This is a genomic window from Desulfosporosinus lacus DSM 15449 (assembly GCF_900129935.1).
GTDB lineage: Bacteria > Bacillota > Desulfitobacteriia > Desulfitobacteriales > Desulfitobacteriaceae > Desulfosporosinus > Desulfosporosinus lacus.
Window position 1 is genome coordinate 67631 of record NZ_FQXJ01000019.1, and the last position, 14567, is coordinate 82197.

General features: G+C 40.2%; 17 protein-coding genes, 1 rRNA gene and 1 pseudogene. 16 read left to right on the forward strand and 3 right to left on the reverse strand.

Going from position 1 to position 14567, the window contains the following annotated elements; all coding sequences use genetic code 11:
* Window positions 1-4: 4 nt before the first annotated feature.
* Complete coding sequence (locus BUB11_RS20900) at window positions 5-805, reverse strand: DUF3786 domain-containing protein (RefSeq protein WP_073031948.1); 801 nt, start codon at window positions 803-805, stop codon at window positions 5-7.
* Between the two features lie 296 nt (window positions 806-1101).
* Between BUB11_RS20900 and BUB11_RS27910 the strand changes: the two genes are divergently transcribed.
* The 10 genes and pseudogenes from BUB11_RS27910 (at window position 1102) to BUB11_RS20940 (ending at window position 7655) form a co-directional block, all read left to right on the forward strand.
* Window positions 1102-1275 (forward strand): hypothetical protein, encoded by a 174-nt coding sequence (locus BUB11_RS27910; protein WP_200797963.1) that lies wholly within the window; start codon window positions 1102-1104, stop codon window positions 1273-1275.
* Between the two features lie 13 nt (window positions 1276-1288).
* Window positions 1289-1651, forward strand: coding sequence for a YccF domain-containing protein (locus BUB11_RS20905; protein WP_073031949.1), 363 nt, complete (start codon window positions 1289-1291; stop codon window positions 1649-1651).
* A gap of 56 nt (window positions 1652-1707) precedes the next feature.
* Window positions 1708-2232 carry a TIGR00725 family protein gene (locus tag BUB11_RS20910; protein WP_242947629.1) on the forward strand — a complete coding sequence of 175 codons (525 nt, stop codon included), beginning with the start codon at window positions 1708-1710 and terminating at the stop codon, window positions 2230-2232.
* Between the two features lie 125 nt (window positions 2233-2357).
* Window positions 2358-2930 carry a nitroreductase family protein gene (locus BUB11_RS20915; protein ID WP_073031953.1) on the forward strand — a complete coding sequence of 191 codons (573 nt, stop codon included), beginning with the start codon at window positions 2358-2360 and terminating at the stop codon, window positions 2928-2930.
* A gap of 186 nt (window positions 2931-3116) precedes the next feature.
* Window positions 3117-3413: pseudogene (locus BUB11_RS20920) on the forward strand (arsenate reductase family protein); the annotation flags it as partial.
* 100 nt (window positions 3414-3513) lie between these two features.
* Window positions 3514-4089: a TetR/AcrR family transcriptional regulator gene (locus BUB11_RS20925; RefSeq protein ID WP_073031956.1), complete on the forward strand. Its 576-nt coding sequence runs from the start codon at window positions 3514-3516 to the stop codon at window positions 4087-4089.
* 212 nt (window positions 4090-4301) lie between these two features.
* The gene (locus tag BUB11_RS28870) at window positions 4302-4430 is read left to right on the forward strand and encodes a hypothetical protein (RefSeq protein WP_282434030.1); all 129 of its coding nucleotides are present in this window, start codon (window positions 4302-4304) and stop codon (window positions 4428-4430) included.
* A complete protein-coding gene (locus BUB11_RS20930) occupies window positions 4405-5505 on the forward strand; it encodes an iron-containing alcohol dehydrogenase (protein WP_242947631.1) in 1101 nt (366 codons plus the stop codon). The genes BUB11_RS28870 and BUB11_RS20930 overlap by 26 nt, the downstream gene beginning before the upstream one ends.
* 6 nt (window positions 5506-5511) lie before the next feature.
* Complete coding sequence (locus BUB11_RS20935) at window positions 5512-7410, forward strand: aldehyde ferredoxin oxidoreductase family protein (RefSeq protein WP_073031960.1); 1899 nt, start codon at window positions 5512-5514, stop codon at window positions 7408-7410.
* Window positions 7407-7655, forward strand: a complete 249-nt coding sequence (locus BUB11_RS20940; protein ID WP_073031962.1) for a MoaD/ThiS family protein — start codon at window positions 7407-7409, stop codon at window positions 7653-7655. The genes BUB11_RS20935 and BUB11_RS20940 overlap by 4 nt, the downstream gene beginning before the upstream one ends.
* 108 nt (window positions 7656-7763) lie before the next feature.
* Here the strand turns inward: BUB11_RS20940 and BUB11_RS20945 are convergent, their stop codons facing one another.
* Complete coding sequence (locus tag BUB11_RS20945) at window positions 7764-8678, reverse strand: RluA family pseudouridine synthase (RefSeq protein ID WP_073031983.1); 915 nt, start codon at window positions 8676-8678, stop codon at window positions 7764-7766.
* A 303-nt stretch (window positions 8679-8981) separates the two neighbouring features.
* The gene (locus BUB11_RS20950) at window positions 8982-9479 is read right to left on the reverse strand and encodes a DUF2680 domain-containing protein (RefSeq protein ID WP_073031963.1); all 498 of its coding nucleotides are present in this window, start codon (window positions 9477-9479) and stop codon (window positions 8982-8984) included.
* A gap of 218 nt (window positions 9480-9697) precedes the next feature.
* Here BUB11_RS20950 and BUB11_RS20955 point away from each other — a divergent pair, with 218 nt between their 5' ends.
* The 6 genes from BUB11_RS20955 to BUB11_RS20985 all read left to right on the forward strand — a co-directional run.
* Window positions 9698-11308: a gamma-glutamyltransferase family protein gene (locus tag BUB11_RS20955; protein WP_073031965.1), complete on the forward strand. Its 1611-nt coding sequence runs from the start codon at window positions 9698-9700 to the stop codon at window positions 11306-11308.
* Between the two features lie 169 nt (window positions 11309-11477).
* On the forward strand, window positions 11478-11687 hold the full coding sequence (locus tag BUB11_RS20960) for a helix-turn-helix transcriptional regulator (RefSeq protein ID WP_073031967.1): 210 nt from the start codon (window positions 11478-11480) through the stop codon (window positions 11685-11687).
* Complete coding sequence (locus BUB11_RS20965) at window positions 11680-12126, forward strand: DUF6773 family protein (RefSeq protein WP_084110441.1); 447 nt, start codon at window positions 11680-11682, stop codon at window positions 12124-12126. The genes BUB11_RS20960 and BUB11_RS20965 overlap by 8 nt, the downstream gene beginning before the upstream one ends.
* 603 nt (window positions 12127-12729) lie before the next feature.
* Window positions 12730-13593 (forward strand): nitroreductase family protein, encoded by an 864-nt coding sequence (locus BUB11_RS20975; protein WP_073031972.1) that lies wholly within the window; start codon window positions 12730-12732, stop codon window positions 13591-13593.
* A 38-nt stretch (window positions 13594-13631) separates the two neighbouring features.
* On the forward strand, window positions 13632-13940 hold the full coding sequence (locus BUB11_RS20980; RefSeq protein ID WP_073031974.1) for a DUF6897 domain-containing protein: 309 nt from the start codon (window positions 13632-13634) through the stop codon (window positions 13938-13940).
* A gap of 456 nt (window positions 13941-14396) precedes the next feature.
* Window positions 14397-14567: ribosomal RNA gene (locus tag BUB11_RS20985) — 16S ribosomal RNA — on the forward strand; the annotation flags it as partial.

Sequence of the window (14567 nt, forward strand, 5' to 3'; positions counted from 1 at the left end):
ATGTCTATATGTGTCTCGAAGAGATCTTTTGAAACATTACCAGAAGTCCAACGCAAAGCCTATAGATTGAATCAATCTGGAGATTGTCTCCCGCTGTGCTATCGAAAAAAACATTGAGCTTAGATTCTAGATCCTCTTCTGGTTTCTTGTAACAAATAAGTAAGGGAATCTTTGGCAAAGGGTATAATACAAGCGAAATATCGGAGGTAAAACTAGTTTCTACTGGCTTTCCGTTAAAAATATAAATCAAATCTTCAATAAGATCGGGATAGCTATCTATTAGTTGCTTTAAAGGTTTTTCAAACCTTTGTTCGAAAAATGAATCCCATACCGTGTCGCTGCTAAGCTCCCTAAAAGGAACCCATTTTTCAGAAGGATCAATTCCCGCACTTCTGATGATATAGTTCAGTAAAGGTACAATTACCCAGACATTAATATGACAGTCAGATATAACAGTGCCCTTAGAATCAACTGTAAAGTCTTTGCCAAGACACTTAATTGTTATCTTATCGCCTGAAAGCTTAGCTCCCAATCGTTTCACTGAAGCAGAAAAATCTACTTTGACAATTTCTTCTTTCAGCGGGACGAGTACTTGCTTCAGATGCTCTTCAGGAGTCATTTGTCTGATAATCTTACCCTCAAGTTCTTCGATTGTATTGTTCTCCAGATGAGGGCATTCTTTGAGACGTTTGTCGCCCCTGATTACAGCAGCGGCAAACGCCAAGCAGGTCGCTACTCCACAAAGTTTGCAATTTGATTTTGGAAGTAACTTGTATATATTTAGCGGATTATCTAGCTTTGACATAGGCTTTAAACTCCTTTCAGCAAATAGCAACTTAGTAATTGACGGAAAAAGGGATGTTCGGAAACTTTTAAATATTTAGATTCTATATTTAATCCCGATTTCCTCCATTGTTGCGCATTTCTGTAACAACAATCTCATATGCCTCAATATGGATTACCCTTTAACGGGGAAGGGTTTAAATTCGTGCTGATCTTTTCATGAATGGCAGTCATTTAAGTATTTTCATATGGTCTTCCTTCTTTGGAGAGTGTGATATAGAATGTATTATAGAACTTTTAGAAGGAGAGTTATGAATTATGGAGAATTTCTTCGGGGGGTTAGGATTTCAAGAAATACTAATTGGAGGTTTAGTGATCGCTACTGTCGGCTTCATTCTTAAGAAGTTATTTAAGTTGGCCATTAGCATAGTATTTATTATTGCCCTAGTTTATTATGGATTACCTGTACTGCAGACTGTGATGACTAAATAAAAGGAGGGCGTAAATGAACATAATTGGCAATATTATTTGGCTATTAATTGGAGGTATTATTGCTTCAGCTTTATGGTTTTTAGCAGGGGCCTTATTGTGCATAACAATCATTGGTATACCCTTTGGCCTCCAATGTTTCAAGATTTCGGTATTTGTACTATGGCCTTTTGGAAAAGAAATAGAACTAGGACATTTTGGAGCTGGCGGATTAATCTTTAATATCATCTGGCTGATCGTTTTTGGATGGGAGTTTGCCATAGCCCATCTGATTATAGGTGCACTATTTTGTATAACAATTGTTGGTGTACCTTTTGGGCTTCAGCATTTCAAATTTGCTAAACTTGGGCTCATACCTTTCGGGGCGAAAATACGCTAGCATAATGTTACTTTTCAGTGACATATTATACAAGGGCTATACATTTTTCGGAAAGGATGAGTATTTTGATACGCATTGGGGTTATCGGGCAATCAGGGGACATATCTGCTGAACTGCAACAATTGGCCCAAGAAATGGGGCGGGAAATTGCTCTTAGAGGTGCAATTCTCTTAACGGGTGGTACAAACGGTGTGATGGAATGTGCTTCTAAAGGAGCCAAAGAGGCTAATGGTCTAGTAGTAGGGATTTTACCGGGAGATACGATGGATAGGGCCAATAAATATATTGACATTCCTATTAATACAGGATTAAGTTTTGATTATCGGAGCTTAATTCTTGTTCATTCTTCGGATGCCTTAATAATGGTGGGTGGAGGTAATGGCACACTGGGGGAATTATCTGCGGCATACCTGAACCTTAAACCTGTTGTAATTCTGGAACCTTCAGGCGGATGGGCTAAAAAAGTGAGGACTATAGCGTATGAAGAAGAGTATTTAGATGAAAGAAAAAGCATTAAACTGGATTATGCACAGACGGTTAAAGAGGCCTTGGATTTGGCCTTAAGCCGAATAAAAAAGTAAGATCTTATTGGCATGAGACATTTAAGGTAATGGTTGCCACGGAAATAATATTATTGAGAACAAAGAGACGGTCCAACTGTAATTTTCTACGCTGATAGATATAACTTTTTGGAGGGATATTTAATATGATTCGTGAACTCATTGAAAAAAATCGGACCTATCGCCGATTTTATCAGGACATAGAGGTAACCTGTGAGACTTTAAAAGACCTCGTTGATCTTGCAAGGCTTTCTTCAACGGGGGGGAATCTTCAGGCGCTAAAGTACATAATATCCCAGACACCCGAAATTAATAATCGAATTTTTAAAACCTTAAAATGGGCTGGTTATTTTAAGGACTGGGATGGGCCTCAAGAAGGGGAGCAGCCTAGTGCATACGTGGTCGTGCTTCATGATCAAAGGATTAGTAAAGGTTTCTTTTGGGACCACGGAATTGCTGTTCAGAGCATATTGTTAGGTGCTGTCGAAAAAGGTTTAGGAGGATGCCAATTTAATTCGATTGACCGTGTTGCACTAGCTCAAGAATTAGATCTGCCTAACCATTTTGCTATTTTAACAGTGATTGCCCTGGGTAAACCTAAAGAAGTGGTGGTCATAGACAAGCTAGGCGAATCAGGAGACATAAAGTATTGGAGAGACCAGCAAGGGATACATCATGTGCCCAAACGTGCTCTTGAGGACATAATAATAAACTTATAATCATAAACAAGATTCGATGCACCCCTTTCGCCTCTTGCCAAACTGGGTTGTAAAAAATATTTTGATGGTACATCCTACTTCTAAATATAAGATCCAAGTTCTTGGAGAGACGGTATATACCCTAGACATAGGAGGAAAAAGAAAATGCTGACATTTTATTGCTTTCCCCAGTGAACGACTTGCCGTAAAGCAGAAGCGGGTCTTCTGCAACAGAATGTTAAGTTTGAATACCGCAATATTGTGAAAAACCCTCTCTCCGTCGAAGAACTGACTGACCTTGCTAAACTTGGGGGTGTTCTCGTTCAGAGTTTGCTGAATAAGAGAAGCAAAACCTACAAGGAACTTGGGAAAGAACTTGAGGACTCTAACGAATTGGCTGTAGCCAATTTTTTGGCTGTAAATCCAAAGGCTATTATCCGCCCCCTAGTTGTACGGAATAACGAACTGATTATAGGTTTTAAGGCAGAGGAGAAGTATAGTTAAACCCTACAATTCCCCTCCGTTTTGGGGAATTGTGGGGTTTTTTACTGCGAAATGAAGCCCAGATGTTTTTAGTTAGTTGGGTAATGGTATGAGGTGAAAAATGAGTAAAGAAGAGACCGGGAGTCAACTAATCAGTACGAGACAAAGCATACTTGAGGCAGCTAGTAAATTGATTGCCCAGAAAGGTGTCAAAAATACCAGTCTTGCTGATATCTCCAAAGAAGTTGGCATAAGCAAAGGAACATTATATTACTACTACTCTAATAAGAGTGATATTATTTACGACATTGCAGATATTCATCTTAAAAAAATTACCGAAGAGCTTTTATCTTGGATTGACAATATCGAGCATAACCTTATAGCGGAGGAAGTATTAAGGGTGGTATTCGAAAGAATATCGACGGCTGAAACCAGGGGAAAGTTGCATCTTTATCTTATTAGCGATGCAGTAACGAGCAATGAACCCCTTAATCAACGTTTTAGGGAAAAGTATAAAGAATGGAGAATCACACTGGAAAATGGGTTAAGAAAGGTGTTAAAAGAAAGTTCAACAGACTATAGAGTATTATCTTATATAATATTGGCTGCAATTGACGGATTTACAATTCAGTGCAGGCTTGGTGAGGAAACGATTCCAATTGATGGGATTGCTAAAATATTATCAAAGGTTAAGTAATTATTTAGCTTCTATCGGTCGGTCGGACGACTGATAGAAGCTACTAAAAGGAGTAGAGAATGGTATTATAACAAAAGTGATCATATTTTTGGATAAATAACTAAAAGATAAGTAAATTTTAGGCGAAAGCATAAGAATTAGTGGGAGTTCAAACAAGGGCAGGATCTTGGACGTGACTAAGGAGACTCAATGTTTAAGAGGGGGAGGGTGATATGTATGTATCAATTGTATTGCAGGATTTATCAATGCGTTTTCAAAGGGATTTCTTACTTGTTGCCTTGGCGTATGCCAGAGTTGATAGAGGGAGAAAACAGCTTGAACAAGTTGCCAAAGCTAATTAAAAATAAGGGTATTGACAGCGTTTTGATAGTAACTGACAAAATGATTGTATCACTGGGACTTATGGATGGATTGCTTAAAGGCTTGAGCAATGAGGGCGTTGACTTTATAGTATATGATCGAACTGTCCCGAACCCAACTATTGATAATATTGAGGAAGCATTACAGATGTACAATACAAACAATTGCAAAGGTATAGTAGCTTTTGGCGGCGGATCACCCATTGATTGTGCAAAGGGTGTAGGTGCACGTGCAGCAAGACCGAAAAAGAGCATTCCTCAAATGAAGGGGTTATTTAAGGTTTTGAAAAAAATCCCTCCTCTATATGCTATTCCAACAACCTCCGGTACTGGCAGTGAAACCACAATTGCGGCAGTTATTACGGACAACAGGACCCATGAAAAGTATGCAATCAATGACACCGCTCTAATTCCACAATATGCAGTGCTTGACCCGGTGCTTACGGTTAATCTGCCGCCACATATTACCTCGACAACCGGGATTGATGCTTTGACACATGCCGTCGAAGCTTACATCGGCAGGAGTAACACAAAAGCCACAAAACAGTATAGTAGAAATGCAGTAAAGTTGATTTTCGAAAACATTTATGAAGCATATTCCAACGGCCAAAACCTTGCTGCGCGTAAGAATATGCAAGAGGCTTCGTTTTTTGCTGGTCTGGCATTTACACGAGCCTATGTTGGTTATGTCCATGCGATCGCCCATACGCTTGGTGGATTTTACTCAGTTCCTCACGGACTGGCTAATGCTATCATCCTGCCTTATGTTTTAGAATACTATGGCAAGTCAGTACACAAACCTTTGTCTAAGCTTGCCGATTTGGTTGGTTTAAGTGAACCAGGCGATAACAGTGAACAAAAATCAGTTAACTTTATTAATGCAATTAAGAAGCTCAATGAAAGTATGGGGATTCCCAATAAGGTGAACGGCATTATTGAGAGTGATGTTCCTTTAATGGTAAAACGTGCTTTGGCAGAAAGCAACCCGCTTTATCCTGTGCCAAAGATTATGAATGAAGAGGATATAATGAGAATTTATCTTATTATTAAGGAGTAGGTAATTATGTTTGGTTATGCTGAGAAAATTGCTAAGATAAATCTGAGCAGTGGCAAAGTTGAGGATTATCCCGTGTCTGATAAAGACAGAGAAATGTTTTTTGGAGGCAAGACTCTGGCTGCTAAGATTATCTATGATTCTTTCAAGAGCAAGGTGGAAGCATTTTCTGAGGAGAACATTATTGTAATCACCACTTCCCCTCTTACAAGTTCAACATCACCGTGTTCATCCAGGTTTAATGTGTCCACAATTTCCCCTTTAACAGGTCTTTTAGTTTCCTCAAATTGTGGCGGAAGCTTTGGATTACATCTCCGGCGTGCGGGTTATGATGGATTGGTCATTTGCGGAAAAAGTAAGGGAAAGGTATATATCGATATCCGGAATGAAGATATATCCATTAAAAATGCTGAACATTTATGGGGAAAAAATACAAGCGAAGTACAAGATTTGTTGGGTGGAAAAAACATAGGTAAATTCGTCATTGGTATAGCCGGCGAAAACATGGTGAGGTATGCAGCTGTTATCAGCGAGGAGCGGGCTGCGGGGCGTGGGGGAGTTGGCGCTGTTTTTGGTTTCAAAAATCTTAAAGGTATTATTGCGAGTGGAACAGACAACATAAGAATTTACGACAGGGATAATTTAAAAAAACACAACCTGAATTGGATTAAAAAGCTTAAATCACATCTACTTACTGGGGAACAGTTGCCAAAGCTGGGAACTGCGTCGCTTGTAAGTATGATGAATTTTCGCAATCAACTTGCTACTAAGAATTATTCAAGGGGCAATTATAAGGATTTTGAAAAGATTAATGGTGAAACATTAAGACAAGATTTTACAATAAAAAATAAGGGCTGTGTTACTTGCCCAATTCAATGTGGCAGGGTGGTCAAAGCCTATGGGAAAAATGTTAAAGGACCTGAGTTGGAGACAATGGGGTTATTAGGCAGCAATTTGCTTAACAATGATATGCAAAGTATCTTAAACCTCAATCATCTATGCGACGAGTATGGAATGGATACCATTAGTTTTGGGAGCAGTGTTGGTTTTGCAATGGAACTCAATGAAAAAGGCTTATGGAATAGTGGCTTGAACTTTGGCGACTGTATAGGTCTGGAGGAATTAGTTAAAAAAGTTGCAACTCGGCAAGGAATTGGTGATGTATTGGCAGAAGGAACAAGACGTATTGCAGATAAATATGGCGGCAATGACTTTGCGATGAATGTCAAAGGTCTGGAGATTGCCGCATATGAACCTCGGGCTGCACAGGGGATGGGACTTGGGTATGCAACAGCAAACAGAGGAGGTTGTCACTTAAATGGCGGTTACCTTGTTGTGCTTGAAGGACTGGGGCTGAATGTTAGCGGGAGGATCTCCAAGGGAAAAGCTGCCTATACGATTTTCTTTCAAGATCTCATGGAAGCAGTATCAGCTGGTGGAACGTGTTTATTTACCACTTACTCGTTATTACCACGGGCACTGATAAAAAATCCCAATAATATTCTTGTGAGGTTTATTAACAAAGTTATACCTTCTTTTGGTTGGTTAGTGGCCTTTTTGCATAACCATTCTTGGTTAATGAGTTTTAACGTAAAGGGTATACTGCCGCATCCTTATTCAATTAAATCAGTGACAGGCTTTGAAACAACTATCGGAAGATTTATCAAAACCGGAGAACGGGGTTACAACCTGGAAAGAATTATCAATATTAGACAAGGTTTGAAGAGTAGTGACGATACCCTCCCCAAGAGACTTATAAGTGAACTTCAAAGGGCAGATGACGCTGACAGTAAGGTGAAATTGGATGTAATGATTAAAGATTACTACAAAATCAGAGGCTGGGATGAACAGGGTGTGCCAACAAGACGCAGACTGAAAAAGTTAGGTTTGGAAGGCTATAGTATATGATTACTGTTAAGTTTTTTGGGTTGATTTGTGTTGACTGTAATATAAGGCAGCTGATTGTAAAAGAAGGCACAGTAAAGCAGGTGTTAAATCAGGTCATGCAAAGCTGTCCAAACATCTCTGAACATCGGCTGAGTCAGGCAATTATGTTTGTCAATAAACAACACATCAATGGTAAAAAGCGTTTTTCTGTGCTACTAAAGGATGGCGATGAGTTGGCATTACTCAGTCCTTCCAGTGGAGGGTAAATGATCTGCAAATTATCAGGAGTTACAACAACCCCCCCATTAATGACGTGGTAATGGGGGGGTTGTTTATGAAAAATGAGATTATCCCTATTTTTGGAGTGATTAACTTTAACTATCTGGTTCGTGGTTACAACTGAAGTGATTTTCTAGTACTCGTAAAAAATCTGCTGGAAATGGAGCTTCAACTGCAATTTCACGCTCCTCAACCGGGTGTGGGAAGTGTAAAAATGAGGCGTGTAAAGCTTGACCCGTTATGAATGGCGAGCCTTTTCCATACATCCTGTCTCCGATAATTGGATGCCCAACGTGAGTTAAATGAACACGGATTTGATGAGTCCTGCCGGTGGCTAGAGTTAGTTCTAACAGTGAAGCTTCAGAAAAGCTCCGAATCGTTTTGTAATGGGTAACAGCTTGGTCCCCTTTGGGATTTACCGCGCGCCGGTTCGGCTTGGTAGGGTGTGAGCCGATTGGGGCATTGATGGTTCCGGCTGGAGGATCCATAAGACCATGAACCACGGCTTGGTAAGTGCGCTTTAGAATTCCTTCTTTCAGCAAGCCATCTAATAAGGCTTGGGTATGGCTGTCTTTGGCAAATACAACACACCCTGAAGTTTCTCTGTCCAGGCGGTGTATTGGACGAACTGTGCAGATTGCTCCCTGCTGTTGATAGTAATGGGCAAGGTAATTGCTTAACGTACCCCGGGAAGTTTGGCCCGCAGGATGTACCAATAGACCAGAGGGCTTATTCAATACTATTAGATAACTATCCTCGTACAAGACTTCAATTGGACCTGACTCCGGTTCAACTCCGTAGGACGAGTCTTCAAGGGACAGTACTCGTAAAATATCTCCCGTTTTAACCTTCTTCTGTAAGAAAACGGGCTTTTTGTTAAGCAAGATTCCTTTTAGTCGGGTTAGCTTCTGAATCTTTCTTCCTGAATACTTCTGAACCTGTTTTAGGTAGACCTCAATCGTAAGACCTTGATGCTCCTCATCAATAGGGTATGCATTATATGACTTCATAACGCCGGTTCCAATCTTTGCACTCTTGTCACAACATTTCCTGTGTATTTTAATCATATTAAGCTAACACTAAAAGGGGAAAACTCTCCCTCTACACTACCATATTTTCACCTCAATATCATATAAAAAACCATTTTAACTAAGTTTTTTAAATATGAAGGCATAGATATTTCATTTCACTTATGAAAGTAGATAGAAGAAAAGCAATGATTTTCTTTGGTTGGTTAATGAAGTATGATCTAAATTAAATACAGCTAGGAAACATGATAGTTTCCTAGCTGTATTTTTCATTTTAAACCCTGCTTAGAAGTTCACGCAGGCTCCACTGCCCATTCCGCCCCCAAAGCCCCCTCCAGTGCGTTGACCTGAATTATTCCCTTTTCGCCCCATACCCTGACCCACTCCTTGGCCCTGCCCCAGACCAAATCCGGCTCCCGTACTTTTTCCAATTGCTGCACTGCCTGTTCCGTCGCAGGTGGCTTGATTTGTCTTCAGTGAGTTATAAATAGCGTCCGCTTGTTCCTGAGTAAGGTTGCCGGCTGCTACTCTTTGGTCAAGGATTGCTTTCTTTTGCTCAAGAGTTTGTGCTTTGAACTCGTCTAACTTACCTGCTTCATCTGCTATAGTAGCGTATGTCTTTCCTGTTGCTCTTTCTGCCGTGACCTGTTCGACAGTTTTAGAAGTTAATCCTGCTGTAATTTCTGCAGGCGTCTGACCGATTACTGCTGCAAAAGCAGTTCCTGTCACCCCTAAAAGCCCTACAATTGTGGCGGCTGCAATGTAAGTTTTCATTTTTCTCATGATTGTTTCGCTCCTTTTGATTAGTTAATTTAACCTTATGACTGAATTATAGCCAGGATATGTGTCAAAAGTATGACAAATCAAAGCTAAATTAAAAAGAGTTTTGCTTTTCAATATTGCTATTTTAACATTATTATAATATAAAGAATTAAGTATTTGTCCAGTTATTAACCATAATAGCAGAGTGTGATTAATAACTAATTAGAAGGGGGATCTTAATGCTCGACTTTAACACACTTCATAATCCTTATGCGTCCCGCCGAATGACTGCTTACGCCAAAAACGGTATGGTAGCCTCTGCCCAGCCTCTTGCAGCTGAAGCTGGGTTATCTGTCTTGAGAAAAGGCGGAAATGCGATAGATGCAGCGATTGCTGCTGCCGTATGCCTGACGGTTTTGGAGCCGACCTCGAACGGAATTGGAGGAGATGCCTTTGCCTTAGTATGGACAAAGGGTCAACTTTATGGGCTTAATTCTAGTGGTCCTGCACCTCAACAGCTCACCATGCAGACTTTAAAAAATGCCGGGTGTCAAGAAATGCCTGCTTATGGATGGTTCCCTGTCACCGTTCCGGGAGCGCCAGCAGCTTGGGCCGAATTATCAGCCCGTTTTGGTAAGCTTCCCCTAACTGAGGTGATGGCACCTGCCATAAAGTATGCGGAAGAAGGTTACCCCATTTCTCCGACGGTAGGAAGGAATTGGGAGATCTCCTTTGACCGATATGTTCATAAGCTTAAAGGCGAGCAGTTTGAGAACTGGTTTCGAACGTTTGCTCCTCAAGGGCGTGCTCCAAAAATTGGGGAGCTCTGGAGGTCTGCGGATCAGGCCCGAACGTTACAATCGATTGCTGAAACAAAGGCTCAATCGTTTTACCATGGAGACATAGCTGATAAGATCGTTCAATTTTCTCAACGTCACAACGGTTTTCTGAGGAAAGTAGATTTAGCTGCTTACAAGCCTGAATGGGTAAACCCGATCTCCGTAAATTATCGTGGCTATGACGTATGGGAGATTCCTCCTAACGGACATGGATTAGTCGCGTTGATGGCTTTAAATATTTTAAAAGGGTTTGATTTTGAGATGAAAGAGTGTGCAAATTCCTATCATCTTCAAATCGAGGCCCTAAAGTTGGCATTTGCTGACGGGAAGAAATACATAGCTGATCCATCTCAGATGTCATTAAATATTGAAGGTCTTCTTTCGGAAGGATATGCTGCGGATCGCCGAAAGCTAATTGGAGAAAGAGCTCTTCAGCCCGAACCTGGAAACCCGCCGAAAGGGGGGACGGTTTATTTGGCAACTGCAGATGGGGAGGGAAATATGGTTTCGTTTATTCAAAGCAACTATAAGGGATTTGGTTCAGGATTGGTCGTCCCAGAGACGGGGATTAGCCTTCACAATCGCGGGAATAATTTTTCCCTGGATCCCAACCACGCTAATTGTCTTCAACCGGGTAAAAGGCCTTACCATACTATCATTCCCGGATTCTTAACAAAAGATAGCCTTCCAGTTGGCCCCTTCGGAGTTATGGGAGGATTTATGCAACCTCAAGGACATGTCCAGGTTGTCATGAACACTCTTGATTATCATATGAATCCTCAAGCAAGCCTTGATGCACCTCGTTGGCAATGGATTAATGGGAAAACCATTGAGATTGAACACTCTTTCCCAGAGCATATTGCTCAGGAACTTGTCCGCAGGGGACATGACATAAAATGGTCGATGGATACATCCAGTTTTGGACGCGGTCAAATCATCTGGAGAACCGCAGATGGGATATTAGCCGGAGGCACTGAGCCAAGAGCGGATGGGCATATTGCCATGTGGTAATTAGCGGAGGTTTTAGTGACTCCTAGATATAAGCATCTAGGAGTTTTTTGCTCTTTTTTTGTTGTTGCTGCTTTTGCTGCCTTTTACTGTGGCAAATTAATAATACAAAATGTATGATATAATTGACAAAAAGATAAATACGTATTACTATTATACTTGAGGTGTTGGAATGAGCAAAAATTTGAAGTTGAAATCTTCAAGGGCGGCTAAAGACATGTCACAAAAAGATCTGGCAGATGCCACGGGAGTAACTCGGCAGACTATTAATGCCATTGAAAAAGGGGATTATAATCCATCTATTAAGTTGTGCGTTTCTATCTGCAAAGTATTAGGGAAAACCCTCGATCAACTATTTTGGGAGGAAGATGAAGATGAGTAGAACTAACTTAGATGAAATGCAAGTTCAAAAACGAAACATGGTTGGGAATCAAGCGTTTATGTTACTTTTTTACCTTCTTTTGATTGACATTGGGCTCAGTGGGTTTGGTTTCCGCTGGCTTCAGTATCCCATGAATGTTTTCGTTATTATGCTAGGGTGTATGACTTATTATTTGACTCGAATAATATGGAATAATTCCTACGTTGGACCTAGACCTAAAAATAGAAATGAGAATATAGGTAGAAGAATTGCCCTTGGTATTGGGGGGGCAGCATTCGTGGCTGGAACAGTTGCTTATCTCAACATGGATTCTTTGAAAAAACCAATTTCAACTGGGGATAATAGTGCGATGATTTTATTTGTGTTTTCAATCGTATTATTTATTGTATTAGGGATTGTTAGCTTACTCACTAAGTGGCAAGCTAGAAACGATGAATAATTAACCAGCGACAAATCATCAATGCTTAGAGGGTAAAGGTGCTGATGAAAACTTTAGCATAAAGGTTTAAGAAGTTTTTTTGAAGGAACCTTATGTAGGGGGGATAAGATTTAACCCCTGGATATGTGGTTTATACCCTAATGCCGAGAATAGGCACAGATTATGTATGGAAAAATGTTTTACCTGCAATACTAGGGTTAATGTGAGATTGGAGGTATTTTTCATGGGAGACAAAAGTCCTAGGAACAAGGAGAAAATGAAGAAGAAGTCTGAGAAGAAAGCTACTCCTCCAGTATCTTAGTTCTAATCTCGAAAATTCATAGGTAATTATAATTCTCTAGATGACTTCGGTATTAAGCCGGGGTCTATTTTTCTCTAAACACTTACAACTTTGATAAACAAATATAGTAAGTGTTTAGAGAGTTTAAGTTTCCGGGCGTAGATTGTGAAAAGAGTCATTATGTAAAAGAACTTTTATAATCTCCAGTATTTGCTATAATAGTGTGCTAGAAGCATTTCCTTTGCAACCTAGAAATGGGTATCGTAAACAGGTGCTTACAAAGATAGTGGTTGGTGTTAAATAAAAGTCTTGGAGGTTTTGGTATGTCGGATGAACTACTATTTGGATCATCGATCACAGAAATAGTTAAAAAAAGAATTTCTGTCCGGACTTATTTAGAGCAACCATTAACGCCTGAGATTCAGGATAAGTTGCGTGGATTTTTTTTAACCTCCAGGGGTCCATTTGGAGGAAATGTAAGATTTGAGCTCATTGAAAGTGATCTTGCTCGTAAAGAATCGAGCGTAAAGCTAGGGACTTATGGGGTGATAAAAGGTGCATCGACCTATGTTGTTGCCGCAGTTGAAAAGGCTGACAGAGATTTGGAGGATTTTGGATATTCCTTTGAGAAGGTTGTTTTATATGCTACATCCTTGGGGTTAGGTACTTGTTGGCTTGGAGGTACTTTTAAGAAAAGTGAATTTGCTAAAGCGATTGAGCAAAAAGATCATGAGATCTTGCCATGTATCTCGCCGATTGGTTATCCTAGCAATAGAAAGAGTTTGATCGATTCTGCTATGAGATTTACTGCCGGATCAAAGAACAGAAAAGGATGGAGCGAGCTTTTCTTCAATAGTGATTTTGGGCATCATTTGTCTAAGTCGGCGGCTGGGAAATACGAAACCCCTCTGGAAATGCTTCGACTTGCACCCTCAGCTTCCAATAAGCAACCGTGGAGGTTTGTGAAGGATACTAATAAGAGTCATTTCTTTCTCCAACACACTAAGGGCTATGCTAAATTTATGGCTCACGATTTGCAAAGAGTCGATATGGGTATTGCCATGTGTCATTTTGAACTGACTGCCAAAGAACAAGGTATCAGTGGAAAATGGCAGATCAGGGATATCGGAAGCATCAGTACACCACCAGATACCGAGTATTTGGTTAGTTGGGTCGATGGCATTTAATCTATTATTATTCTATTTAATGTGAAGGATGAGGTCTATTGAACGCAGGGTCATGGATTGCAATCTACTTGCCATTGTTCATAATATTTTTTATCATTTTGCCACAGCAACGTGCGGTGCATAAGGCGGTACTGTTAAAAATCAGGAAGAGGAAAGGTGTAGATATAATGACTAACGAGCTCATCAAAAAGTACATCGGCAAGAAATGTCTGATATCCACAGGGACTTTTGGAACTACTGTCAAGGGAATAATAATAGGTGTCAATGAAAATTGGCTTGAAGTAGAAACGAAAAAAGGTAACGAACTTATTAATGCGGAATTTATTCAGAGTATAAAAATGATATAAATGCAAATGCTACAATATAGTACGGTATCCAAACCCCTTGAAATGAAAGGACCTAGAAATAGAGTTCTTTAATCTTGAAACACCATATTGACGGGCACGTAAGTATCTATGATATTATAATGACTTTGCTCCATTGAGGTGAATATTTGAGAGCAATAGGAGTTAAAATAGTCGTTGACAGCATATCATGAAAATGGTATTATGACTGGGTGCCTCAAACGCACTTGGTAAATCAGAAAGGCAAGAGTTACTACTCTATGCATCTGACTCAAGGTTAAGAAATTAGCTATTGACAACGAGAGTTGAAAATGCTAAGATACAACTCTGGCCTTAAACAGCCAAAGAAAATGATGGTCTTTGAAAACTAAACAACAAGGACAGCCAATGAGAGAAACTCGAAAGAGTTTCAAAAGAAATCATGAGCGAATCATCTTCTTCATTGAAGTGAAATAACTTTTTTTGGAGAGTTTGATCCTGGCTCAGGACGAACGCTGGCGGCGTGCCTAACACATGCAAGTCGAACGGAGAATTTCAATAAGTTTACTTAGAGAAGTTTTTAGTGGCGGACGGGTGAGTAACGCGTGGGTAACCTACCCATAAAGCCGGGACAACCCTTGGAAACGAGGG